The sequence below is a fragment of the Streptomyces sp. JLYT201 genome (assembly GCF_059448825.1).
On record NZ_CM182551.1, the window covers coordinates 3,302,155 to 3,328,181 of the forward strand.

The 26,027-nt window shown below is 72.7% G+C and carries 26 protein-coding genes; 8 read left to right on the forward strand and 18 right to left on the reverse strand.

From position 1 onward, the window contains the following. Positions 1-601 precede the first annotated feature (601 nt). The 4 genes from ligA to AC5WAM_RS13080 all read right to left on the reverse strand — a co-directional run bounded on the left by ligA (position 602) and on the right by AC5WAM_RS13080 (position 5,246). Complete coding sequence (gene ligA / locus AC5WAM_RS13065) at positions 602-2,782, reverse strand: NAD-dependent DNA ligase LigA (RefSeq protein WP_495522684.1); 2,181 nt, start codon at positions 2,780-2,782, stop codon at positions 602-604. A gap of 41 nt (positions 2,783-2,823) precedes the next feature. Next, positions 2,824-3,840, reverse strand: coding sequence for a methionine synthase (locus AC5WAM_RS13070; protein WP_366790086.1), 1,017 nt, complete (start codon positions 3,838-3,840; stop codon positions 2,824-2,826). An 8-nt stretch (positions 3,841-3,848) separates the two neighbouring features. Next, positions 3,849-4,538 carry an SDR family oxidoreductase gene (locus AC5WAM_RS13075; RefSeq protein ID WP_366790087.1) on the reverse strand — a complete coding sequence of 230 codons (690 nt, stop codon included), beginning with the start codon at positions 4,536-4,538 and terminating at the stop codon, positions 3,849-3,851. Between the two features lie 168 nt (positions 4,539-4,706). After that, positions 4,707-5,246: an LOG family protein gene (locus AC5WAM_RS13080; protein WP_172382223.1), complete on the reverse strand. Its 540-nt coding sequence runs from the start codon at positions 5,244-5,246 to the stop codon at positions 4,707-4,709. 113 nt (positions 5,247-5,359) lie between these two features. Here AC5WAM_RS13080 and AC5WAM_RS13085 point away from each other — a divergent pair, with 113 nt between their 5' ends. Continuing rightward, on the forward strand, positions 5,360-5,701 hold the full coding sequence (locus AC5WAM_RS13085; protein WP_366790088.1) for a DUF427 domain-containing protein: 342 nt from the start codon (positions 5,360-5,362) through the stop codon (positions 5,699-5,701). Here AC5WAM_RS13085 and AC5WAM_RS13090 read toward each other — a convergent pair. Next, positions 5,668-6,687, reverse strand: a complete 1,020-nt coding sequence (locus AC5WAM_RS13090; RefSeq protein ID WP_366790089.1) for a GlxA family transcriptional regulator — start codon at positions 6,685-6,687, stop codon at positions 5,668-5,670. The two genes, AC5WAM_RS13085 and AC5WAM_RS13090, sit on opposite strands and share 34 nt — an antisense overlap. A 116-nt stretch (positions 6,688-6,803) precedes the next feature. On the opposite strand from AC5WAM_RS13090, the gene AC5WAM_RS13095 reads away from it, so the two are divergent. Then, positions 6,804-7,775, forward strand: coding sequence for an NADP-dependent oxidoreductase (locus AC5WAM_RS13095; RefSeq protein WP_366790090.1), 972 nt, complete (start codon positions 6,804-6,806; stop codon positions 7,773-7,775). A 35-nt stretch (positions 7,776-7,810) separates the two neighbouring features. On the opposite strand, the gene AC5WAM_RS13100 is transcribed toward AC5WAM_RS13095, so the two are convergent. The 3 genes from AC5WAM_RS13100 to mnmA all read right to left on the reverse strand — a co-directional run bounded on the left by AC5WAM_RS13100 (position 7,811) and on the right by mnmA (position 10,524). Next, on the reverse strand, positions 7,811-8,545 hold the full coding sequence (locus tag AC5WAM_RS13100) for a hypothetical protein (protein ID WP_495522685.1): 735 nt from the start codon (positions 8,543-8,545) through the stop codon (positions 7,811-7,813). After that, positions 8,539-9,270 (reverse strand): hypothetical protein, encoded by a 732-nt coding sequence (locus AC5WAM_RS13105; protein ID WP_495522686.1) that lies wholly within the window; start codon positions 9,268-9,270, stop codon positions 8,539-8,541. Before AC5WAM_RS13105 ends, AC5WAM_RS13100 begins: the two co-directional genes overlap by 7 nt. Positions 9,271-9,387: 117 nt before the next feature. After that, positions 9,388-10,524 (reverse strand): tRNA 2-thiouridine(34) synthase MnmA, encoded by a 1,137-nt coding sequence (gene mnmA / locus AC5WAM_RS13110; RefSeq protein ID WP_495522687.1) that lies wholly within the window; start codon positions 10,522-10,524, stop codon positions 9,388-9,390. Positions 10,525-10,585: 61 nt separating this feature from the next. Between mnmA and AC5WAM_RS13115 the strand changes: the two genes are divergently transcribed. Beyond that, positions 10,586-11,317: an N-acetylmuramoyl-L-alanine amidase gene (locus tag AC5WAM_RS13115; protein WP_495522688.1), complete on the forward strand. Its 732-nt coding sequence runs from the start codon at positions 10,586-10,588 to the stop codon at positions 11,315-11,317. Between the two features lie 57 nt (positions 11,318-11,374). Here AC5WAM_RS13115 and AC5WAM_RS13120 read toward each other — a convergent pair whose 3' ends face one another. The 3 genes from AC5WAM_RS13120 to AC5WAM_RS13130 form a co-directional block, all read right to left on the reverse strand. Continuing rightward, positions 11,375-12,544: a cysteine desulfurase family protein gene (locus AC5WAM_RS13120; RefSeq protein WP_495522689.1), complete on the reverse strand. Its 1,170-nt coding sequence runs from the start codon at positions 12,542-12,544 to the stop codon at positions 11,375-11,377. 84 nt (positions 12,545-12,628) lie between these two features. Continuing rightward, positions 12,629-12,847: a DUF4190 domain-containing protein gene (locus AC5WAM_RS13125; protein ID WP_366790206.1), complete on the reverse strand. Its 219-nt coding sequence runs from the start codon at positions 12,845-12,847 to the stop codon at positions 12,629-12,631. A gap of 250 nt (positions 12,848-13,097) precedes the next feature. Continuing rightward, positions 13,098-13,250, reverse strand: coding sequence for a hypothetical protein (locus tag AC5WAM_RS13130; protein ID WP_366790096.1), 153 nt, complete (start codon positions 13,248-13,250; stop codon positions 13,098-13,100). 110 nt (positions 13,251-13,360) lie between these two features. Between AC5WAM_RS13130 and AC5WAM_RS13135 the strand changes: the two genes are divergently transcribed. Both AC5WAM_RS13135 and AC5WAM_RS13140 read left to right on the forward strand, forming a co-directional pair. Further along, complete coding sequence (locus tag AC5WAM_RS13135) at positions 13,361-14,005, forward strand: TetR family transcriptional regulator (RefSeq protein WP_495522690.1); 645 nt, start codon at positions 13,361-13,363, stop codon at positions 14,003-14,005. A 59-nt stretch (positions 14,006-14,064) separates the two neighbouring features. Beyond that, positions 14,065-14,931, forward strand: a complete 867-nt coding sequence (locus tag AC5WAM_RS13140; protein WP_495522691.1) for an alpha/beta fold hydrolase — start codon at positions 14,065-14,067, stop codon at positions 14,929-14,931. Here AC5WAM_RS13140 and AC5WAM_RS13145 read toward each other — a convergent pair. Next, positions 14,925-15,893 (reverse strand): helix-turn-helix transcriptional regulator, encoded by a 969-nt coding sequence (locus tag AC5WAM_RS13145; protein ID WP_495522692.1) that lies wholly within the window; start codon positions 15,891-15,893, stop codon positions 14,925-14,927. The two genes, AC5WAM_RS13140 and AC5WAM_RS13145, sit on opposite strands and share 7 nt — an antisense overlap. A gap of 192 nt (positions 15,894-16,085) precedes the next feature. Between AC5WAM_RS13145 and AC5WAM_RS13150 the strand changes: the two genes are divergently transcribed. The 3 genes from AC5WAM_RS13150 (at position 16,086) to AC5WAM_RS13160 (ending at position 18,717) form a co-directional block, all read left to right on the forward strand. Further along, positions 16,086-16,991 carry a LysR family transcriptional regulator gene (locus AC5WAM_RS13150; RefSeq protein WP_138961946.1) on the forward strand — a complete coding sequence of 302 codons (906 nt, stop codon included), beginning with the start codon at positions 16,086-16,088 and terminating at the stop codon, positions 16,989-16,991. 104 nt (positions 16,992-17,095) lie between these two features. Next, positions 17,096-17,671 carry a cysteine dioxygenase family protein gene (locus AC5WAM_RS13155; RefSeq protein ID WP_366790104.1) on the forward strand — a complete coding sequence of 192 codons (576 nt, stop codon included), beginning with the start codon at positions 17,096-17,098 and terminating at the stop codon, positions 17,669-17,671. Then, complete coding sequence (locus AC5WAM_RS13160; protein ID WP_495522693.1) at positions 17,671-18,717, forward strand: YeiH family protein; 1,047 nt, start codon at positions 17,671-17,673, stop codon at positions 18,715-18,717. Before AC5WAM_RS13155 ends, AC5WAM_RS13160 begins: the two co-directional genes overlap by 1 nt. A gap of 39 nt (positions 18,718-18,756) precedes the next feature. Here the strand turns inward: AC5WAM_RS13160 and AC5WAM_RS13165 are convergent, their stop codons facing one another. From AC5WAM_RS13165 to AC5WAM_RS13190, 6 genes are all read right to left on the reverse strand, one after another. Next, on the reverse strand, positions 18,757-19,617 hold the full coding sequence (locus AC5WAM_RS13165) for a thioesterase family protein (RefSeq protein WP_138961943.1): 861 nt from the start codon (positions 19,615-19,617) through the stop codon (positions 18,757-18,759). Between the two features lie 67 nt (positions 19,618-19,684). Further along, on the reverse strand, positions 19,685-20,347 hold the full coding sequence (locus tag AC5WAM_RS13170) for a trimeric intracellular cation channel family protein (protein WP_242723937.1): 663 nt from the start codon (positions 20,345-20,347) through the stop codon (positions 19,685-19,687). A 213-nt stretch (positions 20,348-20,560) separates the two neighbouring features. Then, the gene (locus AC5WAM_RS13175; RefSeq protein ID WP_495523575.1) at positions 20,561-21,850 is read right to left on the reverse strand and encodes an ABC transporter ATP-binding protein; all 1,290 of its coding nucleotides are present in this window, start codon (positions 21,848-21,850) and stop codon (positions 20,561-20,563) included. Positions 21,851-21,906: 56 nt separating this feature from the next. Continuing rightward, entirely contained in the window at positions 21,907-23,004 is a 1,098-nt protein-coding gene (locus tag AC5WAM_RS13180; protein WP_138961941.1) for an ABC transporter ATP-binding protein, read from the reverse strand. Then, positions 23,001-24,002, reverse strand: coding sequence for an ABC transporter permease (locus AC5WAM_RS13185; RefSeq protein WP_138961940.1), 1,002 nt, complete (start codon positions 24,000-24,002; stop codon positions 23,001-23,003). The genes AC5WAM_RS13180 and AC5WAM_RS13185 overlap by 4 nt, the downstream gene beginning before the upstream one ends. A gap of 162 nt (positions 24,003-24,164) precedes the next feature. Next, complete coding sequence (locus tag AC5WAM_RS13190; RefSeq protein ID WP_495522694.1) at positions 24,165-25,937, reverse strand: ABC transporter substrate-binding protein; 1,773 nt, start codon at positions 25,935-25,937, stop codon at positions 24,165-24,167. Between the last annotated feature and the right edge of the window lie 90 nt (positions 25,938-26,027).

Here is a 26,027-nt window from a genome sequence, read left to right on the forward strand (position 1 = left end):
GGCGCGTCCCGCCCGCCTGCTTCCGGTCCCTCACCAACTGCCGTACCCCGAATGCCCGTTACTCCCCCCTGTACGGCACCAGCTGGGCCGGAAAAGCCCGTTCCGCAGCCGGGAGACGACCCCCAGGCCGCTGGAGCGCCGTCGTCGAGGAGGGTGCCGCCGTGTGTCCACGCCCGCTCCCTGGGGCGGATCTCGGGGGCCTGGGCGGGCCGTTCGGCCCGCTCGTCGGTGTCGGCGGGGGCGCCCGCGGCCGACCGGGCGGCGCGGCGGCACCGCCACCCGCCGAGCCCGCGCCGCAGGCGCGACCGCAGCCATGAGTCCGGGGCGACGCTCTCGGTCGGTTCCATTCCCGTCCCTCTCACAGCCGGCGGTGCCCACGCCACGCGGACTCACGTCCTGACAGCCGCGTCCGAAAACCCTTCCCCCGGCTCTCCACGACACGAGCAGGGGAACACCCCGTCCGCATGCGGGGCACGGCAGGCGCACACCTCAACAGTAGGCCGCAGAAGGCTTCCACGGGCAGCGGTCGTCTACGGTTGCCCGAATGCGACCCGGCCACCCGTATGCATCTGGTATGCGCTGAACGGGTGGCCTTCAACCGCTATTCTTCGGTCGGAAGCGCGGCTTCCCGGGCGGCGTCCGCCCCTTGTTCCAGCAGGACCGCGAAGCCGTCCTCGTCCAGTACGGGAACCTTCACTTGCATGGCCTTGTCGTACTTCGAGCCGGGGTTGTCCCCCACCACGACGAATCCGGTCTTCTTTGAAACGGAACCGGTGACTTTGGCTCCGCGGCTCTGGAGCGCCTCTTTCGCGCCATCCCGCGTGTAGTTCTGGAGCGTTCCGGTGACGACGACGGTGAGGCCTTCGAGCGGGCGCGGGCCCTCGTCCTCGCCGCCGCCCTCCTCCATGCGGACGCCCGCGGCCCGCCATTTGCGGATGATCTCCTGGTGCCAGTCCTCGGCGAACCACTCCTTCAGAGACTTCGCGACGATCGGGCCGACGCCGTCGGTGGCCTCCAGCTCCTCCTCCGTGGCCTGCTCGATGCGGTCGATGGAGCGGAACTCGCGGGCGAGCGCCTCGGCGGCCACGGGGCCCACGTGGCGGATGGACAGGCCGGTGAGGATCCGGGCCAGCGGACGCTCCTTGGCGGCCTGGATGTTCTCCAGCATGGCGAGGGTGTTCTTCTTCGGCTCGCCCTTCTGGTTGGCGAAGAAGGTCACGACCTTCTCCTCACCGGTCTTCGGGTCCCGCTTGGGCAGGCCCGAGTCCTGGTCCAGGACGTACGACTTGATGGGGAGCAGCTCCTCGACCTTCAGGTCGAAGATGTCGCCCTCGTCGAGGATCGGGGGCGTCGCGGGCTCCAGGGGGCGGGTGAGCGCGGCGGCCGCCACATAGCCGAAGTTCTCGATGTCCAGGCACTTGCGGCCCGCGAGGTAGAAGAGGCGCTCGCGCAGCTGGGCGGGGCAGGTCTGGCCGTTCGGGCAGCGGAGGTCGATGTCGCCCTCCTTCATGGCCCGCAGGGCCGTGCCGCACTCGGGGCACTCGGCGGGCATGACGAACTCGCGCTCGCTGCCGTCGCGCAGGTCGACGACGGGGCCGAGGATCTCCGGGATGACGTCGCCCGCCTTGCGGATCACGACCGTGTCGCCGATGAAGACGCCCTTGGCCTTGACCACGTCCTGGTTGTGCAGCGTGGCGAACTCGACCTCCGAGCCCGCGACGGTGACGGGCTCGACCTGGGCGTAGGGCGTGACGCGGCCCGTGCGGCCGACGCCGACCCTGATGTCGATCAGCTTGGTGTTGACCTCCTCCGGCGCGTACTTCCACGCGATGGCCCAGCGCGGGGCGCGCGAGGTGGAGCCGAGGCGGCCCTGGAGCGGGATCTCGTCGAGCTTGACGACGACGCCGTCGATCTCGTGCTCCACGGAGTGGCGGTTCTCCCCGAAGTACGTGATGAACTCGCGCACGCCGTCGAGGTCTTCGACGACCTTGTTGTGCCGGGCGGTGGGCAGGCCCCACTCGCGCAGCAGGTCGTACGCCTGCGAGAGGCGGTCGATGTCGAGGCCCTCGCGGGCGCCGATGCCGTGCACCACCATGTGCAGCGGGCGCGTGGCGGTGACGCGGGGGTCCTTCTGGCGCAGCGAACCCGCCGCCGCGTTGCGCGGGTTGGCGAAGGGCTTGTCGCCCGCCTCGACCAGGCGGGCGTTGAGCTCCTGGAACTTCTCCATGGGGAAGAAGACCTCGCCGCGGATCTCCACGAGGGCCGGGACGCGGTCGCCCTGGAGGCGGTCGGGGATGTCGGCGATGGTGCGCACGTTCGGCGTGATGTCCTCGCCGGTGCGGCCGTCGCCGCGGGTGGCGGCGCGGGTGAGTCTGCCCTGCTCGTACGTCAGGTTGACCGCGAGGCCGTCGACCTTCAGCTCGCACAGCAGGTGGTAGTCCGGGGAGCCGACGTCCTTGGCGACGCGCTCGGCCCAGGCGGCCAGCTCCTCGTCGTCGAAGGCGTTGTCCAGGGAGAGCATGCGCTCACGGTGCTCGACGGAGGCGAAGTCCGTCTCGTACGCACCGGCGACCTTCTGGGTCGGCGAGTCCGGTGTGCGCAGCTCCGGGTACTGCTCCTCCAGGGCTTCCAGCGAGCGCAGGAGCTTGTCGAACTCGGCGTCGCTGATGACCGGCTGGTCCTTCACGTAGTACCGGAAGCGGTGCTCCTCGATCCGCTCGGCCAGCTGGGCGTGCTGCTCGCGCGCCGTCGCCGGCACCGCGCCTTCCTGTTCGACAGCCACCGTCTCGTCCTCCCGTTACCTTCAGACCCAGTTGCTCAGCGTTACTCAGGAGAGTCCGCGAGCGATCTCGCCGCCCGGACGCAGTGCGCGAGCGCCGCCCGGGCATATGCGGGCGAAGCACCCGCGAGACCGCACGACGGCGTGACCGTGACCGACTCCGCGAGCGACCCCGGATTCAGCCCCAGCCTGCGCCAGAGCGTCCTGACACCCATGACGCTACCGGCAGGGTCTGACAATGGGCCGTCCGTGCCCGGCACGACACCGGCGAACAGCTTCGTCCCGGCCTCGACGGCCTCGCCCAGGACCTCGTCGTCACGCTCGGTGAGGAGCGAGAAGTCGAACGACAGGCCGTGCGCGCCCGCCCTGCGCAGCAGCGCGAAGGGCACGTCCGGCGCGCAGGAGTGCACGACGACCGGGCCGTCGTGCACGGCCATGACCTCGCGCAGGGCGCTCTCCACGACCTGGCGGTCCGCGGCGCGGTGGGTGCGGTACTCGCTGGCGGTCTTGATCCGGCCGCGCAGCACGGCGGTCAGCGACGGCTCGTCGAGCTGGAGCACGAGCCGGGCGCCCGGCACCCGCTTGCGCACCTGCGCGAGGTGGGCGCGCAGGCCCTCGGCGAGGGACCCGGCCAGGTCCCGGCAGGCGCCGGGGTCGGAGACCATCGCTTCGCCGTTCTTCAGCTCCAGGGCGGCGGCGAGCGTCCACGGGCCGACCACCTGGACCTTCAAGGGGCCTTCGTAGCCCTGGGTGAACTCCTCCAGGGCGTCGAGGTCCTCGCCGAGCCAGGACACCGCGCGCCGCGTGTCCCGTCCCGGCCGGTCGCCGACCCGCCAGCCGCTGGGCTCCACGCGCGCGTACAGCTCGACGAGCAGCCCCGCGGTGCGGCCGATCATGTCGGCGCCGGGGCCGCGCGCGGGCAGCTCCGGCAGGTACGGGATGCCCTGCTCGGGGGTCTCGAAAGTGCCGGTGACGGTCTTCGCGCTCTCCCGGGCGTCGCCGCCGGGCATCGAGCCGACGCCGGTGGCCGGGCCCAGGGCCCAGGTGTCCTCGGTACTCACCGCCGTGCTCACCGTCCGGGCCGCACCGTCAGGTCGTTGACCTCCGCGTCGCGCGGCAGGTCGAGGGCCATCAGGATCGTCGTCGCCACGGACTCGGGGTCGATCCACCGCGCGGCGTCGTACTCCTTGCCCTCCTGCTGGTGCACCTTGACCTGCATCGGGCTCGCGGTGCGGCCGGGGTACACGGAGGTGACGCGGACGCCGTTGCCGTGCTCCTCCTGGCGCAGGGAGTCCGCGAGGGCCTTCAGGCCGTGCTTGGAGGCGGCGTACGCGGACCACTCGGCGCCCGCGTGCAGGCCCGCGCCGGAGTTCACGAAGAGCACGTGCCCCTGGGAGACGCGGAGTTGGGGCAGGAAGTGCCGGGTCAGCTCGGCGGGTGCGATCAGGTTCACGTTCAGCTGGTGGCGCCAGGCCTTGGGGGTGAGGTCGCCGACCGGGCCGAGGTCGACGACGCCCGCGATGTGGAGCAGGGAGTCCACGCGGTCCGGGAGCGTCTGGTGGGAGAAGGCCCAGGAGAGCTTGTCCGGGTCGTTCAGGTCGCCGACGAGGGTGCTCGCGCCCGGGAACCGGGCGGCGAGCTCCTTGGCCCGGCCCGCGTCGCGCGCGTGCAGCACGAGGGCGTCCCCGCGCGCGTGGAGACGGCGGGCCACTGCGGCTCCGATGCCGGAGCCCGCCCCGGTGATCACATGAGTTGCCATGCGCTTATGGTCGCATTCCGGCCGCGCGCTCCTGGATGCGAGCCGGGGCGGGGCGCCCGGTGGCGGGGCGCGGCGGGCGGCCGGGAGCGAGCCGGTGGCGGCGGGGCGCTCCCACCGGGCCCGCGTGCCCGTGTGCGCCGTCCGCGCCGTTCCGGGGCCCCCGGCGCCTCAGCGCACTCCCAGAGACTCCTCCAGGTACGCCAGGGCGCCCACCGGCTCCTCCGCGAAGAAGACCAGGTCGGTCAGCGGCACCGGCAGGAAGCCCTCGTCCTCCATGCGGCGGAACTGCTCCCGCAACCCGTCGTAGAACCCCGCCGTGTTGAGCAGCACGACCGGCTTGGTGGTGTGGCCGTGCTTCTTCAGCTCCAGGATCTCGGTGGCCTCGTCGAGGGTGCCGGTGCCGCCGACCATGACGACGACCGCGTCGGCCTTCTCCAGGAGCAGCGCCTTGCGCTCGGCGAGGTCCCTGGCTATCACCATGTCGTCGACGCCGGTCCGGACCTTGGCGGCGAGGAAGTCCACCGACACTCCGGTGAGCCGCCCGCCCGCCTCGTGCACGCCGTCCGCCACGACCTTCATCAGGCCCGTGTCGGAGCCGCCCCACACCAGGGTGTGGCCGCCCTTGCCGAGCAGCTCGGCGAACTGGCGGGCGGGGCGGGTGTAGGTCTCGGACAGGTCGGCGGCGGAGAGGAAGACGCAGATGTTCATGCGCCCTACCGTACGGTTCGCCCCGGGCGCCCCGGGGGTCGTGGAAGAAGTCCGCCGCCCCGCGCGCTGTACGGAGCGACCCCGGCACAGACGAGGCGACCCCGGCGAAAGGGATGACCGTGACCGCAGGACATCGCATCACCATCGAGCAGGGCACCCAGCACGTGCGCGTGGAGCACGACGGACAGGTCGTGGCGGAGAGCAAGCGCCCCCTGGTGCTGCGCGAGACGGGCTGCCCGGTGCGCTACTACCTGCCGCCGGAGGACGTGCGCACCGATCTGCTCACGCCGTCGGGCACGCACACGTACTGCCCGTTCAAGGGCACGGCCTCGTACTGGTCGCTGCCCGGCGGCGAGGACCAGGTGTGGGCGTATCCGGACCCCAAGGCCGAGGTGGCCGAGATCAAGGACCACCTGTGCTTCTACGCGACCGAGGAGGTGGCGAAGGCCTCCTGAGGGACGGCCGCGAACGTCCTGCGGTAGGCCGCCGGTGACACGCCGAGCACGGACCGCATGTGCTGACGCAGGGAGTTGGCGGTGCCGAAGCCCGCGCGGTGGGCCACCAGGTCGATGGGCAGGTCGCTGCTCTCCAGGAGGTGGCGGGCCACCTCGATGCGCTGGGCCGTGAGCCAGCGGCCCGGCGTGGTGCCCACCTCGTCGCGGAACCGGCGCGTGAACGTGCGCAGGCTCATGCGGGCGTGGTCCGCCATCTCGCCGAGCGTCAGCGGCTCCTGGAGGCGTTCGAGCGCCCACGCGCGCGTGGGCGCCGTGGTGGCGACCGTCGGCTCCGGGACGGGCCGTTCGATGTACTGCGCCTGCCCGCCGTCGCGCCACGGCGGGACCACGCAGCGCCGGGCCACGTGGTTGGCGACGGCGCTGCCGTGGTCGCGGCGCACCAGGTGCAGACAGAGGTCCACCCCGGCGGCGACGCCCGCGGAGGTGAGGACGTCGCCGTCGTCCACGAACAGCACGTCCTCGTCGAGCCGCACGCGCGGGAACTCGCGCCGGAACTGCTCGGCGACCTGCCAGTGCGTGGTCGCGGGCCGCCCGTCCAGGAGACCGGCCGCCGCGAGGACGAACGAGGCGCTGCAGAACGACACCAGGCGCGTGCCCGGACGCACCCGGCCGAGCGCGGCGGCCAGGGGCGCGGGCAGCCCGTCGGCGGCCGTCGCCCGGTCGCAGGGGGCCGCGGGCGGGATCACCACGGTGTCCGCGTCCCCGAGGGCCTCGGGGCCGTGCTCGACGGCCACGGAGAAGCCCGCGTCGGTCCGCACCGGGCGCCCGTCCGCCGTGCACACCACGACCTCGTACAGCGGCCGTCCCGCGGCGTCCTCCGCGTTGCCGAAGACGCGTGAGGGAATGCCCAGCTCGAAGGCGTAGACGCCGTCCAGGGCGAGGACGGCGACGCGGTGGGGGCGGTCGGGTGCGGAGAACGCGCTCATGGCCAGATCCTGTCACATGATGGCCGGACTGCCAGCACTACGGCGGGCCACGGCGCCGCACGCTGGTGGGCACACGCCGGAACTTCGGCGTCCGCTCACCGCAAAGGACATGATCAATGAGCTCGCCCAGCGACCGCCCGACCCGCCCGACCATGCGTGCCGTCAGCCCGCGCGCGTGGGGCGCCCCCGACGTCCTGGTCCCCGTGGAGGTGGACCGCCCCGTGCCCGGACTGACCGAGATCCTGGTCAAGGTGCACGCGGCCGGGGTGAACCCCGTCGACTGGAAGACGCGCGCCGCGGGCGAGTTCGGCACCTGGGGCGACACGCCGATCCTCGGCTACGACGTCTCGGGGACCGTCGAGGCCGTGGGCCCCGGGGTGACCCTCTTCGCGCCCGGCGACGAGGTGTTCGGCATGCCGCGCTTCCCGGAGCAGGCGGGCGGCTACGCCGAGTACGTGACGGCGCCCGCGCGCCGTTTCGCGCGCAAGCCCGCCGCCGTCGACCACGTCCAGGCGGCCGCCCTGCCGCTGGCCGCGCTGACCGCCTGGCAGGGTCTGGTGGAGACGGCGGGCCTGCGCGCCGGGCAGCGGGTCCTGATCCACGCGGCCGCGGGCGGCGTGGGCCACCTGGCCGTGCAGATCGCCAAGGCGCACGGCGCGTACGTCATCGGCACGGCACGGGCCGACAAGCACGACTTCCTGCGGGGCCTGGGCGCGGACGAGCTGATCGACTACACGACGACGGACTTCGCGGCGGCGGTGCGGGACGTGGACGTCGTCCTGGACGGCGTCGGCGGGGAGTACGGCCCCCGGTCGCTGCCCGTCCTGCGCAGGGGCGGCCACCTGGTCACCCTCCCCGACCCGGGCGGGCTCCCCGACGCCGCGCGGGCCGAGGCCCTGGGCGTGCACACCGGCTGGACGGTCGTCGAGCCCGACCGCCACGGCATGCTGGAGATCGCCCGCCTGGTGGAGGAGGGCAAGCTGCGCGCGGAGATCGCGAAGGTCCTGCCCCTGAAGGACGCGGCCGAGGCCCACGCCTACGGGGAGCGCGGCCGCACCCGGGGCAAGATCGTGCTCCAGGTGACCTGACCGGCCGCGCCCCCCTTCAGGCGGCGCTCAGCGGCTCAGCAGGGGCGCGACGAGGGGCCGTCGTAGCGCGCCCAGAGGGCCCGCCAGTCGCGGTCGTACAGGACCATGTTGGCGTCTTCCTGGATGCGCAGCCACGCCCCCCAGTTGCCGCACCCGTGCGTCCCCAGGGACCACAGGGGCCTGCCCTGCCCGTCGTAGACGACGACGTTGCCGTCCCGCTGCATCCACAGCGACACGTTCCAGCCACGGGTGTCGGTCTCCCAGAGCGGGGTGTACAGGCTGAGGGAGTGGCTGTAGAGGACGACGTTGCCGTCGTCCTGCACCCACAGCTCGTACCAGTGCCCGACGTTCTTCGTGACGTGGACGGCGATGTACTTGTTCTGGGTCAGGCACTCACCGGGCTTGAGGTAGTCGTGGTAACCCCAGCCCTGCGGCGGCGTGGAGCAGCCGGAGTCGGGGAAGGCCAGCGGCTTCACCCCGCCCCGGGGGCGCACCGGGCCCGAGAGGAGCCCCTTCTTCTTGGCCTCCTGGAGCGTGGGCAGACCCTTGAGGGGCGCCGACGGCAGCGTGGGGACCTTGTCGCCCTTCTTCGGCCGAACGGACTTCGGAGGAACCGGGTGGGCCGCTGTGGGGGCGCTCGCCCGGGTGGCGTCGGGGCGCACCTGGGCCGTGGCGGCGGGGGTCAGGCAGCCCAGGGCGAGGACGGCGGCGAGCACCGTGGTGATCAGGGGGGTGCGGCGGTTCATGGAGGCGTCGGCTTTCGTCAGCACGGGCGGGTGGAGGGGCCGTCGAAGCGCGCCCAGAGGGGGCCCCAGTTGCGGTCGTAGAGAACGAGGTTGGCGTCCGCCTGGACCCGAAGCCACGCCCCCCAGTCACCGCATCCGTGCGTCCCCAGGGACCACAGGGGGTTGCCGTGCGCGTCGTAGACGACGACGTTGCCGTCCCGCTGCATCCACAGCGACACGTTCCAGCCGCGGGTCCCGGTCTGCCAGACCGGCCGGTAGCCCGAGTCGTTCTTGTAGAGCACGACGTTGCCGTCCTCCTGGACCCACAGCTCGTACCACATCAGGGTGTGGATGTAGGCGGCGATGAACTTGCCCTGGGTCAGGCACTCACCGGGCTTGAGGTAGTCGTGGTAGCCCCAGCCCTGCGGCGGTTCGGAGCAGTTCGCATCGGGGAAGGCCAGCGGCTTCACCGCGCCCTTGGAGCGCACCGGCCCCGAGACGAGGCCCTTCTTCTTGGCCTCCTGGAGGGTGGGCAGCCCCTTCAGGGGTGCCGACGGCAGCGTGGGGACCTTGCTGCCCTTCTTCGGCTGGACGGCCTTGGGAGGGCCCGGGTGGGGCGGCCTGGGCGCGGACGGCGACGCGGCGTCCGGGCGCGGGGCGGCCGCGGCGCCGGTCGCCAGCGGCCCGAAGGCGAGGGTGGCGGCGAGGGCCGCGGCGAACAGGGACGCTCCGCGCCCGACGGCACTCGCCGAGGTTCTGCTGAAGATCATGCGGACATGTCACCGCACAGCGATCCACGGCGGGTCAACGCGCGATAAACACGGCTTCCAGGGAGCGAGACGGCCGCCGCGGCCCCCAAGGGGGTCAGACGGCCGCCCCCAAGGGAGTCAGACGGACGCCGCCGCCCGGTCCGTCGTGGCGATCGTGGCCGAGCCGACCACGCGCGTGCCGTCGTACAGGACGATCGCCTGGCCGGGGGCGACGCCGCGGACCGGCTCGGTGAAGGAGACCCGCAGCTCGCCGTCGGACGTCAGCTCGGCCGTGACCGGCGTCTCGTCGCCGTGGGCGCGCAGCTGGGCGGTGTACGCGCCCGCTCCGGAGGGAGCCGTGCCGCACCAGCGGGGCTTGAGGGCCGTCAGGGCGGTCACGTCGAGGGCGGCGGCGGGGCCGACCGTCACCGTGTTGTTCACAGGCGAGATGTCCAGGACGTAGCGCGGCTTGCCGTCGGGGGCGGGGGTGCCGATCCGCAGGCCCTTGCGCTGGCCGATGGTGAAGCCGTACGCGCCCTCGTGGGTGCCGAGGACGGCGCCGGACTCGTCGACGATGTCGCCCTCCGCCTTGCCGAGGCGGCCGGCGAGGAAGCCCTGGGTGTCGCCGTCGGCGATGAAGCAGATGTCGTGGGAGTCCGGCTTCTTGGCGACGGCGAGGCCGCGGCGCTCGGCCTCCGCGCGGATCTCGTCCTTCGTGGTGACCGTGTCGCCGAGCGGGAACAGGGCGTGCGCGAGCTGCCGGTCGTCCAGGACGCCGAGGACGTACGACTGGTCCTTGGCCATGTCGGAGGCGCGGTGCAGCTCGCGGGTGCCGTCCTCGCGCACGATCACCTGCGCGTAGTGGCCGGTGCAGACCGCGTCGAAGCCGAGGGCGAGCGCCTTGTCCAGGAGCGCGGCGAACTTGATCTTCTCGTTGCAGCGCAGGCACGGGTTGGGCGTGCGGCCCGCCTCGTACTCGGCGATGAAGTCCTCGACCACGTCCTCGCGGAACCGCTCGGCGAGGTCCCACACGTAGAACGGGATGCCGATGACGTCCGCGGCGCGGCGCGCGTCGCGGGAGTCCTCGATGGTGCAGCACCCGCGCGCGCCGGTCCGGAACGACTGCGGGTTCGCCGAGAGCGCCAGGTGCACTCCGGTCACGTCGTGCCCGGCTTCGGCGGCGCGGGCGGCGGCGACGGCGGAGTCCACACCGCCGGACATGGCGGCGAGGACACGGAGCGGGCGGCTGGTGCGCTGCGGGGTCTGCGAAGTCATAGCCCTAACAGGGTACGGGGCGGCGGGAACCTCTCGCCCGTGCGTATCCGTTCACGATCACATGGGGGACGTGAGCGAGAAGAGGGACGCGGACGGGAGCGCGGAGCCGTCGCCGGAGCCCCGGCGCGGGTCGACCCGGCGCGCGCTGCTCATCGGCGGCGCCGCGGTGGGCGTCGGCGCGGCCTTCCTGGCCCGCGACGAGCTGGGCCGCCTGTGGTGGCGCCTGCCGGGGGTCGTGAAGAAGCGCAGGGAGGGCGAGGTGGACGCGCCCGGCGCACAGTGGATAGCGGCGTCCGGCGCGAACTGGCGGCGCGCCGACCGCCCCTCGGACTACGCGATCGACCGCGTGGTGATCCACGTGGTGCAGGGCGGGTACGCCTCGGCGCTGAAGGTCTTCAAGGACCCCGGCCACGGCGCCGCCGCGCACTACGTGATCCGCAAGGACGGCCACGTCGCCCAGATGATCCGCGAGCTCGACGTGGCCTACCACGCGGGCAACAGGGACATGAACGAGCGCAGCGTGGGCATCGAGCACGAGGGCTTCGTGGACCGGAAGGCCTCGTTCACGGACGCGATGTACGCGGCGTCGGCGCGCCTGACGGCCGGGATCTGCCGCCGGTACGACATCCCCGTGGACCGGAAGCACATCATCGGCCACGTCGAGGTCGAGGGCACGGACCACACCGACCCGGGCCCGTACTGGGACTGGGACCGGTATCTGCGCCTGGTGCGCGCGGCCCGCGACGCCCCGCGAAGACGGCCGGGGACGGCCCCGCCCTCGGACAGGCCCTAGCTCGGGTCCCTGGCACAGGCCCTGGCCCTGGCCCTGGCTCAAGCCCTGGCTCGGCCCCTAGCTCAGGCCCGCCGACCGCGCCCGCTCCACCGCCGGGCCGATCGCCGCCGCCACCGCGTCCACGTCCGCCTTCGTCGACGTGTGGCCGAGCGAGAAGCGCAGCGTCCCGCGCGCGAGGTCGGGGGCGGTGCCGGTGGCGAGCAGCACGTGGCTGGGCTGGGCGACACCCGCGGTGCAGGCCGAGCCGGTCGAGCACTCGATGCCCTGCGCGTCCAGGAGCAGCAGGAGCGAGTCGCCCTCGCAGCCGGGGAAGGTGAAGTGGGCGTTGGCGGGCAGCCGGCCCGCGGGATCCGGGTCCCCGCCGAGGACGGCGTCGGGCACGGCGGCGCGGACGGCGTCGACCAGGTCGTCGCGGAGCGCCCCGACCTCGCGGGCGAACCACGCGCGGCGCTCGGCGGCGAGCCGCCCGGCCACGGCGAAGGCGGCGACGGCGGGCACGTCGAGCGTGCCGGAGCGCACGTGCCGCTCCTGGCCGCCGCCGTGCAGCACGGGCACGGGGCTGTAGGCGCGCCCGAGCAGCAGGGCGCCGATGCCGTAGGGGCCGCCGATCTTGTGGCCGGAGACGGTCATCGCGGCGAGCCCGGAGGCACCGAAGTCGACGGGCACCTGGCCGAAGGCCTGCACGGCGTCGGCGTGCAGCGGCACGTCGAACTCGGCGCAGACGTCGGCCAGTTCGCGCACCGGCTGGAGGGTGCCGATCTCGTTGTTGGCCCACATGACGGTGGCGAGGGCGACGCTGCCGGGGTCGCGGGCGACGGCCTCGCGGAGCGCCTCGGGGTGCACGCGCCCGTGCGCGTCGACGGGGAGGTACTCGACGGTGGCGCCCTCGTGCTCCCCGAGCCAGTCGACGGCGTCGAGGACGGCGTGGTGCTCCACGGGGCTGGCGAGGACGCGGGTGCGGGCCGGGTCGGCGGCGCGGCGCGCCCAGTACAGGCCCTTCACCGCGAGGTTGTCGGCCTCCGTGCCGCCGGAGGTGAACACCACCTCGCTGGGGCGGGCGCCGAGCGCGTCGGCGAGCGTCTCGCGGGACTCCTCGACGGTGCGCCGCGCCCGGCGGCCGGCCGCGTGCAGCGAGGAGGCGTTGCCGGTGACGGCGAGCTGCGCGGTCAGCGCCGCGATCGCCTCCGGAAGCATGGGCGTGGTCGCGGCGTGGTCGAGGTAGGCCATGGTGGGCACGATTCTACGAGCCGCGCCCGGGCGCCCGGACCCCGGTGGGCCCTGCCCGGCCGGGATCCGCCGTGCTCGCGGGGGTCAGCCCGCCAGGCTCCAGGAGACCGTGCCGTCCAGGGAGACGAGCGTGGCGAGAACCACGAGGTCGGCGACGCCGAGCCCGAGTCCGAGCAGGGCGCGGCCGCGCCGGGCGGTGCCCCGCCACAGCGCGACGCCGGCGAGCGCGATCGCGACGGGGCCGAGCACGACGTTCAACACGAGCAGTCCGAGCAGCCCGAGGACGAAGGAGGCGACGGCCATGCCGTCGGTGTCCCGGCCGCCGACGGGCCGCGCGCCGGACGCCTGCGCGCGCGACGCCGCGGACGGCTGCCCGCAGGCCGCCGCGGACGGCTCCACCACCGGGTCCGCCACCGGCTTCCCTACCGGCTTCGCGGACGGCTTCCCTACCGGCTTCCCGGACGGTTTCACGGACGGCTTCAGCGCGGCGAGTTCCATGGTGCGACTCCTCAGGGTGAGGCGGGTGTCGTGCGGAGACGGGGCGCGCACCGCGTCAGCGCGGGCGCGCACGGCGCTCGCGCACCGCGAAGACCACGAGCCACAGCCCGATGACCGCGGCCAGGACGAGAGTGACGGACAGCGGGACGTGCGCCACGGTGCCCATGGCGACGCCGAGCAGCAGGAGGGCCGCGACGAGGAACAGCATGAAGGACACCTCTCTTCGGTGAACGCTTGTGGTTACAACTGTTCACTGACTTCTGAGTCTACTCGCCTCACGGCTTTCGAAACTCGGAGAACAGTTGTTAACTGCATGGCATGAGTCACACCACCGGCGACCACCCCGTCGGCATCCGGCAGGCGCAGAAGCAGAAGACCAGGCAGGCCCTCCTGGACGCCGCCCTGCGCCTGCTGGAGGAGCAGAGCCTGTCCAGCCTGGGCCTGCGCGAGGTCACCCGGGCCGTGGGCATGGCGCCCACCGCCTTCTACCGGCACTTCCGCGACACCGCCGACCTGGGCGTGGCACTCGTCGAGGAGGCCCTCGGCAGCCTGCACACGACGCTCGCGGCGATGCTCGCGGCCACCGGCGACGGCGAGGAACGCATCGCGGGCGCCGTCGAGCTGATCGCCTCCTACGTGCGCGCCCACCCGGCGCACGTGCGCTTCATCGCCCGGGAGCGGCACGGCGGCGTACGGGCCGTGCGGGAGGCCATCGGCGACCAGCTGGCGCTGTTCGCGCGGGAGGTGGCGGACCGGTTCGCCGAGGAGCCGGAGGCCGCGGGCTGGAGCGGGGGCGACCTCCTGATGCTCGCGCGGACGTATGTGGACCACATGGTGATGACGGCCTCCGCGCTCCTGGAGACCGACGACGAGGACGAGGTCACCGACACGGCCCGCAGCCAGCTGCGCCTGGTGGGCCTCGGCCGCCGCCACTGGCTGGACGCGCCGCAGGAGGGCGCCTGAGCCGGGCCCGCCCCCGCACTCCTCGACACGCCGGTAAGGGGCAACTAGCCTCGACACCCATGACGAACACGCACGCCGACTGGGCCCTCGACCGCACCTTCGCGTCCTCGTCCGGCACCGTCCGCTGGGCCGCGCTCGGGCCCGGGGACGCGAGCCCCGTCGTCCTCGTCCACGGCACGCCCTTCTCCTCGTACGTGTGGCGGGGCGTCGCCCGCGCCCTCGCGCGCGACCACCGCGTGTACGTGTGGGACCTGCCCGGGTACGGCGCCTCGGAGATGCGCGCCGGGCAGGACGTGTCGCTCGCCGCGCAGGGCCGCGTGCTCACCGAACTGCTCGCCCACTGGGGCCTGGACGGCGAGCGGCGCCCGGCCGTCGTCGCCCACGACTTCGGCGGCTGCGTCGCGCTGCGCGCCCACCTCCTGCACGGCGCCCGCTACGCCCGGCTCGCCCTCGTCGACCCGGTGGCGCTGGCACCCTGGGGCTCGCCCGCGTACCGGCTGCTCGGCGCGCACGCCGAGGTGTTCGGGCAGCTGCCGCCCGCGCTGCACGAGGCGCTGGTGCGGGAGTACGTCGGCTCCGCGAGCCACCGCGGGCTGCACCCGGAGGTCCTCGACCGGCTCGTCGCACCCTGGTGCACCGAGGCGGGCAGGCCCGCGTTCTACCGGCAGATCGAGCAGAACGAGCAGCGCTTCACCGACGAGATCCAGGGCCGGTACGGCGAGGTGGAGCCGCCCGTGCTCATCTGCTGGGGCACCGAGGACACCTGGATCCCGGTGGCGCGCGGGCACGAGCTGGCCGGGCTCGTCCCCGGCGCCGAGCTGCGCCTGATCGAGGGCGCGGGACATCTCGTACAGGAGGACGCTCCCGCGGAACTCACCGGGGAGCTCGGTCGTTTCCTGGGTGCGGGCCTCTCCGGAGCTCACTGACGGTACAGGTCAGTGACGGCCGCGGCGGCCCGCGCCAAGTCCTCGCGCACCTCCGGGGGTGACACGACCTCCACGGAGGCCGCGAAGGGCAGCAGCATGCGGGCCGCGCCCACCGCCTCCAGCGTGAGCACGACGGTGACCCACTCCCCCGTGCCGTCGTCCTCCACCACCCGCGTGAGCGCGCCGGCCTGGAGCCGCAGGAACTGCTCGTAGCGCTCGCGGCGCACCCGCACGGTCACCTCGACGCCACCCGCGCGCCGCTCCACCCGCCGCTTCAGCTCCTCCCAGACGTGGGCGAGTTCCACGCCCGCCCGGCGCCTGACCGGCTCGTCCGTCAGCCGCGCCGCGCGCACCCGGTCGGCGCGGAACAGCCGCGGCCTGCCCGCGCGGTCGGCCACCAGGTACCAGACGCCCGCCTTGGAGACCAGGCCGTACGGATCGAGGGTGTAGGTCCGCGGCTCGCTCGCGCCGCTGTGCCGGTAGCGCACGCGCAGCCGCCGGTCCGCGAGGACGGCGTCCTGGAGCACCCCGAGGTGGTCCACGGGCAGGCCCGCGCCCGGCCCGCGCGTCCAGCGCTCGGCGTCCACCAGGATGCGGCGGCTCGTCAGCTCGGCGGCGGGCCGGTGCGGTTCGGGCAGCGCCGCCATCACCTTGCGCAGGGCCGAGCCGAGCGCGGCGTCCAGGCCGAGCGCCGCGTGCGCGCCCCGCGCGGCGAGCAGGAACAGCGCGCGGGACTCGTCGGCAGTCAGCCCCGTGACGTCCGTGCGGTAGCCGGGCAGCAGGGCGATGCCGCCGTGCCGGCCGCGCTCGGCGTACACCGGGACCCCGGAGGCGGACAGCGCGTCGACGTCGCGGTAGATGGTGCGGACGGACACCTCCAGGCGCTCGGCGAGCTCGGGCGCGGACACCCGCCCCCGGGTCTGGAGCAGCAGCAGGATCGACAGGAGCCGGTCGGACTTCACGGGCACAAGGATCGCGCAGCCCCCGCCGGGAACCCACGCGCGGCCCCGCGTCCACGGCGCCCCTGACGCCCCGGGCCGCACGCCCCACGCGCCCCCGCTCCGCCGCACGCCCCGCCCGGCCACCCGACGCCCGATCCAAAAGCGACGGGAAACACTCCCCAGGTCTTCCCAAATCCTGCTTATGATTCGGAGGTGTTCGACTCCCGGCACATCAGGTCCTTCCACGAAGTGGTCCGCACCGGCTCGTACTCGGCGGCGGCCCGCTCCCTGGGCTATACGCAGCCCGCGATCACCCAGCAGATGAAGGCGCTCGAACGGTCCGTGGGCACGGTCCTGTTCACCCGCGTCGGCCGCCGCATGCGCCTGACCGAGGCGGGCGAGGCCCTGTCCCGGCACGCGGGAGTCATCCTCGGCAACATCGACGCCGCCCAGCAGCAGATGAACGCGATCACGCGCCTGCGCACCGGCCGCGTCCGGCTCTGCGCGTTCCCGAGCGCCACCGCCACGCTGATACCGGAGGCCCTCGCCCGGCTCGCCCGCGGCCACCGCGGCATCCGCGTCGAGCTCCAGGAGTACGAGCCGCCGGAGTCGCTCCAGCGCCTGGTGCACGGCGACGCCGACATCACGCTGGCCTTCACCTACCCCGGCCTGCGCGAGGACGTGCCGGACGAGGTCGTCGAAGTACCGCTGATGGAAGACCAGTTGACGGTCCTGCTGCCGACCGGGCACCCGCTGGCCAGGCGCCGCTCGGTGCGCCTGGCCGATCTGTCCGAGGAGCGCTGGATCGCCGGGTGCCTGCGCTGCCGGGCCAACTTCCTGCACGAGTGCGCCGAGCAGGGCTTCGCGCCCGACATCGCCTTCACCACCGACGACAACCTGGTCATCCAGAGCCTCGTCTCCGAGGGGCTCGGCATCGCCATGATGCCGGGGCTCGTCCTCAACTTCCTGTGCCACCGCTCCGTCACGGGCCGCCCCCTGGACCCGGCGTCGCGGCGGCAGGTGTCCGCGTACGTCCTGCGCGAGCACCTGAGGATCCCCGCGACGGCGCTCGTCCTGGACGAGCTGAAGGCGGTCGCGGCGAACCGGGTGGGCTGCTGACCTCGGCGCCCGGCCGCCGACCCTGCCATCCATAAGCAGTTTTTAACCCAACGCGAAGAAACTGTCGTTGGACGTGATGGATGGTGCGGGTCGACGCTGCGAGTATGACCACCCCCACCGCGCACCACGCTCCGCCCGCCCGCACGACCGAGCGGACCGACGCGCTCGTCGCCGACATCCGCGAGGCCGTCGGCCGCGGTCTGCCGCCGGACCTGACCGCCTACCTCGTCGGCGAGCGGCTCGCGCCGCACCTCGGCGCGGCCGACCTGCTCACCGCCGAGCAGTGCGAGGGCGACCCCGACCGCTACCGGCAGCACCTCCTGCACGCCGAGGCCGACGGCAGCTTCTCCGTCGTCGCGCTCGTCTGGATGCCCGGCCAGCGCACCTCCGTGCACGACCACGTCTCCTGGTGCGTGACCGGGGTGCACGAGGGCGAGGAGCACGAGCGGCGCTACCGGCTCGTGCCCGCGACCGGGCCCGGAACGTCCGCGCGGCTCATCGCCACCGAGGACGTCGTCAACCCCACCGGCGCGGTGTGCGGCTTCGCACCCCCCGGCGACATCCACCGGGTGTGGAACGCGGGCGCGGGGCGCGCGATATCCCTGCACGTCTACGGCGCGGACATCTCCCGGCTCGGCACGAGCGTGCGGCGCGTGTACGACCTGCCGGCCGACCGCTGATGGCGCTCCTCGGCCAGCGCCCGGCGAAGACCGCGCCCCCCGTCGCCGCTCCCACCGCCGGACCCGGCCCCTGGCCGGGGCTCGCCCTCGCCGCGGCCGCGGTGGCGCTCGCCTGGCTGACGCACCGGCTGCTGCCCGGTGTGCCGATGCTGACCGTCGCCATCGTGCTCGGGCTTGTCGCCGCGCACGCACCCGGTACGCGGGCGTGGGTGCGCGGGCCCGCCAAGGCCGGGCTCACCTTCGCGGCGAAGCGCCTGATGCGGGTGGGCGTGGTGCTCCTCGGCCTGAAGCTCAGCCTCGACGACGTGCTCGGCGTGGGCTGGCAGACCGTCGCGATGGTGCTCGTGACGGTGGCGGCCACGTTCTTCGGCACCTGGTGGCTCGGCCGGCGGCTCGGGCTCCCCGGCGACCAGCCCCTGCTCATCGCCACCGGCTACTCGATCTGCGGCGCCTCGGCGATCGGCGCGGTCGGCGACGTGTCCAAGAGCGAGGAGCGGGACACCGCCGCGTCCGTGGCCGTCGTCACGCTGTGCGGCACGCTCGCGATCGCCGTGCTCCCGCTGCTCCAGGGGCCGTTGGGGCTCACCGACGCGGAGTTCGGGCGGTGGGTCGGGGCCAGCGTGCACGACGTGGGGCAGGTGGTGGCGACCGCGCAGACCGCCGGGGGCGACGCGCTCGGCGAGGGCGTGCTCGTCAAGCTGATGCGGGTGGCCGTGCTCGCGCCGCTCGTCGCGGCGGTCGCCGTCTCCGTACGGGCCCGGGGCGCGGCCGCGCCCGGCGAGCGGCGGCCCGCCGTGGTGCCGCTCTTCGTCGCCGGGTTCCTGCTGATGGTGGGCCTGCGCAGCACGGACCTGCTGTCCGGGTCCGCCCTCGACGCGGCCGGGCTCGCCCAGGAGCTCCTCCTCGGGGCGGCCCTCTTCGGGCTCGGCAGCGCGGTGGACCTGCGGTCGCTGGCCCGTACGGGGGGCCGGGTGGCCCTGGTGGGGCTGTGTGCCTGGGTGGTGGTGGCGGGGGTCTCCTACGCGGGGGTCTGCCTGACGGCGTGAGCCCTTGGCCGGGCCCCGGCCCCGAGGGGCGGGGGCCCGTCAGAGGCGGGCCCGGGCCAGTTGGCGGGACTGGGCCACCAGGCGGTCGGCCGTGTCCCAGACCTCGGCGTCCTCCTCCAGGAAGCCCCCGGCCAGGTTGCGCGTGGTGATGGAGACCCGCAGCGGCCCCGGCGCGGGCCTGGCCCGGATGTGCGCGGTCAGCTCGATGGTCGGCACCCAGCCGGAGAGCCCCAGCTCGAACGCCGTCGGCGGCAGCGCGTCCACCGCGAGGAGCAGCGACAGCGGATCGGGGTCGCGCCCGTCCGCGAGGCCGAACCAGCCGCGCATCTCGCCCTTGCCGGAGGGCGCCCCGAGCGCCCACCCGAGCGTCGCCGGGTCGAGCTTCAGCCAGAGCCGGTCCGCGATCGCGGAGCTGCCGGGCACCGCCCCGCGGTCCGGCGCGTCGTCGGGCCCGAAGCACTGCTCGACGGGCGGCAGGTCCGGCGGCAGCGCCGAGGTGCGCACGTCGTCGGGGAGCGCGTCGAGGTCGCCGTACGAGGCGACGACGCGCAGCCGCTCGACCTCGCGCCCGCCCTCCTCCTGGTAGAGGGACGCCTGCCCGGTGGACAGACCGCGCCCGGCGCGCACGACCTGCGTGCGGACGACGGCGGGCCCCGGCTCGGACGCCGTCAGATAGTGCGCCGAGACCGTGAACGGGTCGGAGTGCGGCAGCGCGTGCGCGAGCGCGCGGCCCACGAGGGCGAGGAGATAGCCGCCGTTGACGGCGCTGATGATGGTCCAGCCCGCCGAGAGCTCGGTGTCGTAGACGCCGGGTTCGCGCGCGAAGACCTCGGTGTCGCGGTCGAACTCGCTGTTGCCGATCGTCGCGCGCGGCGCGGGCGCCGCAGCTGTTTCCGCCATGCCGACAACGTACAACATGTAACTACTAAGCGGTAGCTTTTCTTTCTCGCCCGGCTCCGAGCGCCCCTCAGGCCCCGTCCTCCGCCGCCGACGACCGGCGGTTCCACGCCCGGGGCGCCCGCCAGTGGTAGCGCATCGCGAGCAGCCGAAGCACGAACGCCGTGACGATCGCGAGCCCGGTGGTGAAGCCGTTCAGGGCGTCGTAGCGCAGGCACAGGGCGACGATCGCCGCGCCCACGATCGCCGGCACCGCGTACAGGTCGCGGTCCCAGCGCACCAGGGAGGGCACCTCGTTGGCGACGATGTCGCGCAGGACGCCGCCGCCCACCGCGGTGGCGAGGCCGAGGGCCGCGGACGCGGTGAGGCCGAGGCCGTAGTCGTACGCCTTGGCCGTTCCGGTGACGCAGAACAGGCCGAGGCCCGCCGCGTCGAAGACGTTCACGGCGAGCTGGGTGCGTTCGACCTCCGGGTGCAGGAAGAACACGAGGAGCGCGGCGAGCAGCGGGGTGAGGAAGTAGCCGAGGTCCGTGAACGCGGCGGGCGGCACCGCGCCGATCACCAGGTCCCGGAAGAGCCCGCCGCCGAGCGCGGTGACCTCGGCGAGGACGGCGATGCCGAAGACGTCGAAGTTCTTGCGGACGGCGAGGAGCGCGCCGGAGATCGCGAAGACGAAGATTCCGGCGATGTCCAGGGCGTGCTGGACGGAAGGGCTGAACAAATCGTGAAGCACGAGCCATTCTCACCCGCCGGGTGAGCTCCACTCACCCGGGCCGCGCCCGGGGCCCCTCTCCCGCCGAGGCCCGCCCCCTCCGCAGGACCATCGCGCCGACGCGCTCGTCCTCGATCGCCGGACGGGCTCAAACTGTCGCCGCCGCTCTCCTCCAAGGCGACGCCCGCCCGCCCCGTGTGGGGGCGGGCGGGCGGGGGAACTCAGCGCGGTGGATCACTCCGGGTCCGCTGCCTTCTCGGGCGCGGGGGCCTCCGTCGCGGCCTCGGCTTCCTGCGAAGGCGCGGCCGCGGCTTCAGCCTTGGCCTTGGCCTCGGGCTTGGACACGGGCTCGGCCTTGGGCGCGGCCTCCGCCTCAGCCTCGGGCTCGGCCTTGGCCTCGGGCTCGGCCTCCGCCTCGTCCGCGGCCGTCGTGACCGTCACCACGTCGATGGCCTCGCGCGCCACCGACAGGAGCTTCGTGTCCTCGGGCGCCTGGTCGTCCGCGTTCTCCGGGTGGTGGCAGGCCACCTGGTGGCCGGGCTCCAGGGAGAGCAGCGGCGGCTCCTTGACCGCGCAGATCTCCGTCGCCTTCCAGCAGCGCGTGTGGAAGCGGCAGCCGGTGGGCGGGTCGATCGGCGAGGGCACGTCGCCGCGGAGCAGGATGCGCTCGCTCTTGGTGCCGCGCCGCTTGGGGTCCGGCACCGGCACCGCGGAGAGCAGCGCCTTGGTGTACGGGTGCATCGGCTTGGTGTACAGGTCCTTGCGGTCCGCGAGCTCGACCATCTTGCCCAGGTACATCACCGCGATCCGGTCGGACACGTGCCGGATGACCGACAGGTCGTGCGCGATGATCACATAGGTGAGCCCCAGCTCGTCCTGGAGGTCGTCGAGGAGGTTGACGACCTGCGCCTGGATGGAGACGTCGAGCGCGGAGACGGGCTCGTCCGCCACCACCAGCTTCGGCTTGAGCGCGAGCGCCCGCGCGATGCCGATGCGCTGGCGCTGGCCGCCGGAGAACTCGTGCGGATAGCGGTTGTAGTGCTCCGGGTTCAGGCCGACGCGCTCCAGCATCTCCTGGACGGTCTTCTTGATGCCGCCCTCGGGCTTGACGCCCTGGAGCTTGAACGGCGCGCCCACGATCGTGCCGATGGTGTGGCGCGGGTTCAGCGAGGAGTACGGGTCCTGGAAGATCATCTGGACGTCGCGGCGCAGCGGGCGCATCCGCGCGGTGCCCAGGTGCGTGATGTCCACGCCCTCGAACTCCACCCGCCCGCTGGTCGGTTCGAGCAGCCGGGTGATGAGCCGGCCCATGGTCGACTTGCCGCAGCCGGACTCGCCGACGACGCCGAGGGTCTCGCCGGACCGCACGTCGAAGGTGAGGCCGTCCACCGCCTGCACGGCCGCGACCTGGCGCTGGAGCAGCCCCTTCTTGATGGGGAAGTGCTTGACCAGGCCCTCGACCTTGAGCAGCGTCTCCGCGGACTTCGCCGTCGACGACTTCTTCGTCTGCTCCGGGATCGTCATCTGTTCGGCTTTCTCCGTCACTGCGGCTTCGTCCCGCGCCGCGTCACGTTTCTCGGTCACAGCTTCGGCGCAATCTCTTCGGTCCAGATCCGGGTGCGCTCCTCGCGCGACATGTGGCAGGCCGAGAAGTGGCCGGAGCCGACCTCGGTCAGTTCGGGGCGCTCCGTCCGCGTGATGTTGTCCTTGGGCACGTCGGCGTAGGGGCACCGCGGGTTGAAGGCGCAGCCGCTCGGCAGGTTGATGAGGCTGGGCGGGGAGCCCTTGACCGGGATGAGGCGCTCGGTCTCCTCGCGGTCGATGCGCGGCATCGAGCCGAGCAGGCCCCAGGTGTAGGGGTGCTGGGGCTCGTAGAAGACCTCCTGGGCCGAGCCGCGCTCGACGCAGCGGCCGCCGTACATCACGAGGAGTTCGTCGGCCATCTCCGCCACCACGCCCAGGTCGTGGGTGATCATGATGACCGCGGAGCCGAACTCCTTCTGCAGGTCCCTGATCAGGTCCAGGATCTGGGCCTGGACCGTCACGTCGAGCGCCGTCGTGGGCTCGTCGGCGATCAGCAGCTCCGGGTTGTTGACCAGGGCCATCGCGATCATCGCGCGCTGGCGCATGCCGCCGGAGAACTCGTGCGGGTAGGAGTCCACCCGCTTGTCCGGCTGCGGGATGCCGACGCGGTCGAGCATCTCGATGGCGCGCTTGCGGGCGGCCTTCTTGTCGACGTCGTGGTGGACCCGGTACGCCTCGGTGATCTGCTTGCCGATGGAGTAGTACGGGTGCAGCGCGGACAGCGGGTCCTGGAAGATCATCGCCATCTCACGGCCACGCAGCTTGCGCACCTGGTCCGGGGGCGCGCTGAGCAGCTCGGTGCCGTTCAGCCAGATCTCGCCGGACAGCTGCGGCTTGCGGCGGCCGTACTGCCCGGCCGTGTGCAGCCCGAGGATGCCGAGCGAGGTCACGGACTTGCCGGAGCCGGACTCGCCGACGATGCCGAGGGTGCGGCCCTTCTCCAGGGAGAAGGTCAGGCCGTCGACGGACTTCACCAGGCCGTCGTCGGTGGGGAAGTGCACCTTGAGGTCGCGGACCTCGAGGAAGGCGGTGGGGGCCGCGGAACCGGTGGTGGGCTCGCCCACCGCGGCACCGCTCTTGCTCAGTTCGGTCATCCCAGCCTCACTCGCGGGTCAATGACGGCGTACAGAAGGTCCACGACGAGGTTGGCGACGGCGATGGCGAGGGCCGCGCACAGGGTGACGCCGAGGATCACGGGCAGGTCCTTGCTGCTGATGGCCCTGACCGCTTCGAGGCCGAGGCCCGGAAGGTTGAAGGTGGACTCGGTGAGCACGGCGCCGCCCATGAGGACGCCGAGGTCGAGTCCGAAGACGGTGAGGATCGGCGTCATCGCGGAGCGCAGGGCGTGTCTGCGGATGACGACGGACTCGCCGAGGCCCTTGGCGCGCGCGGTGCGGATGTAGTCCTCGCCGAGGACTTCCATCATGGTGGCGCGGGTGAGACGCGCGTACATCGCGGCGTTGAGGAAGGCGAGCACGATCCACGGCAGGATCAGCGTCTGGAACCAGACGTCGATGCTGTCGTCCGTCGAGAGGCTGTCGGCGATCTTCACCCAGCCCAGGTTGTGGACGAAGATGCCCATCGCGACCATGCCGGTGAAGAAGACGGGCAGCGAGACGCCGCCGAGGGCGGTGGTCATCGCGGCGCGGTCCCAGATGGTGCCCCGCTTGAGCGCGGAGACCACACCGGTGGCGACACCGGCGGCGAGCCACAGCACACAGGCACCGGCGGCGAGCGCGCCGGTCACGGGCAGGGCGTCCTTGAGGGTCTCCCAGACGGGCGCCTCGGTGCGGAAGGAGTAGCCGAAGCAGGGCGCCGGGCAGTGCGTGACATCACTGCCGTTGGCGTAGTCCCGGCCCATCGGGATGCCCTTGATGAAGTCCCAGAACTGGACGATCAGCGGGTCGTCGAGACCCAGCTTGGTCCGGATGCCGGCGAGCTGCTCGGCTCCGGCCTGCTTGCCGGCGAAGAGGACGGCGATGTCCTGTCCAGCCCACTTGGGCAGCATGAAGAAGACGGTGAAGGTCGCGAGCAGTACGACCAGCACCATGATGATGACGGCGATCAGGCGCCGGATGAGGTAAGCAAGCACTGTGCGCGGCCCGGCGGTGGCTCCGCGGCCCCCTCGTGAGGGGTGCGGGGCCACCGCCCGGGGCCATCACCTGCCCTTCGGACTGGCGGATATCGGCGGCGTTGTGACGGTTGATCAACTACGGGTGCCACGGCGGGGGCTGCCCGCCGTGGCGGTGGGGCGCTACTTGCTGCTGACGCCGAGCGAGACGTAGTCGTACCGGCCGTTGTAGGCGTCGGACATGTAGGCGTTGGTCAGCCGCGGTCCGCGCCAGGTGATGTTCTTCTCGTAGAGGAAGGGCATCCAGTCGGCCTGGTCGAGGATGCGCTTGTCGAGCTGCTTGTAGATCTCACCGGCCTTGACCGGGTCGGTCTCGGCGATCGCCTTGTCGAAGAGCCCGTCGATCTTCTTGTCCTTGATCTGGGACTCGTTGTAGTTGCCGTTCTCGACCAGGAAGCGGGAGTCGAACAGCGGCTGCGCGTAGCCCTGGCCGGACGGGAAGTCGGGGCCCCAGCCGGACATCTGCATGCTGTAGCCGCGCTTCTTCACCACGGAGGGCGAACCGGTGATGCTGGCCGAGTCGGCGCCGTCGAGGGACTCGACGTCGACGTTGATGTTGGCCTTCTTCAGCTGGGCCTGGAGCGCCTCGGCGGCGTCGACCTCACCCGGGTTGTTGTTGCGGGCGGTCAGCTTGGCGCTGAAGCCGTTCGGCTTGTCGCACTGCTTGAGCTCGTCCTTGGCCTTGGCCAGGTCCGGCTTGCCCTTGCGCGCGAGCACGCCGTACGGGTCGTAGTCGCTGTAGCCCGGGATCGCCTTGGGGAAGGTGCTGTTGGCGATGTCACCGGCGGCGAGCTTGCCGCCGCGGGTCTGCTGCAGGCTCGCGAAGTCCGTGGCGTAGAAGACGGCCTTGCGGCAGTGGACGTTGTCGAACGGCTTCGCCGTGTGGATCAGGGCGACGTAGCGCACGAAGGACGTGTGCATGTTGTCGACGCTGTCGCGGTGCTTCTGGACGGCGGTGACGCGGCCCGACTGCGTCATGCCGGTGCCGTTGAGGTCGACGTCGTAGTCGCCGGCCATCAGGCGCTTGTCGTTCTCCTCCAGGTTGGCGGAGATGGTGACGTCGATCTTGTCCGGGAGCGCCGGGCGGATCGGGTCCGAGGCCTTCTTCCACTTGTCGTTGCGCACGAGCACGATCTTCTTGCCGGGCTTGTACGTGTCGAACTTGTACGGGCCCGAGGAGAACGGCCGCGAGGTGTACTTCGCCTTGGTGTCCTTCGCCGCCTTCACCGGGGAGCCGGAGGGCATCGCGAGGAACTGCTCGAAGTCACCGTTGCGCTTGGGCAGCTTGAAGATGATGGTCTTGTCGTTCGGCGTCTGGATCGCCTTCAGACCGAGCTTGTCCGCCGACTTGTCCTTGTACGGACCCGGGTACTCGCCCTTGGGGTCGAGCGCCTGGCGCAGATAGCCGGGGCCACCGGTGATGGTGTCCTTGGCCCAGATGCGCTCGATTCCGTACTTGATGTCCTTGGAGGTCAGCGGCGAGCCGTCCTCCCAGGTGAGGCCGTCACGCAGCTCGTACGTGTAGGTCTTGCCGTCGGCCGAGATCTTCGCCGTGGACTTGGCGAGGTCCGGCACCAGCTTCGTGCCCGCCTTGCCCGGCTTGGTGTCGTACGACACCAGCTGGCGGGTGTAGAAGCGCATGAAGTCCCAGGACATGCCGTAGTACGCGCGCTGCGGGTCGGCGGAGTCGAGGTCCTGCTTCCCGACCATGCGCAGGGTGCCACCGGTCTTCTTGGACGCCTTGGCGACCTTGTTCAGGGCGGCGTTGTAGCCGGCTCCCTTGCCGTCGCCGTCGCCGTCACCGTCGCCGCTGCCGCAGGCCGTGGTGGTCACCAGGGCCGCGACGACGAGGGCCGCGCCCGCGGCGAGCCGCCTTTTCGGGGGAAGTGTGGGCATTTTCTCGCAACCTTCCAGATTCGCGGTCCCTGGCTTATCGCTGCCGAAGAACCATGGAAAGAGCCACCTGACCAGCGGCAGGGGCAAGTC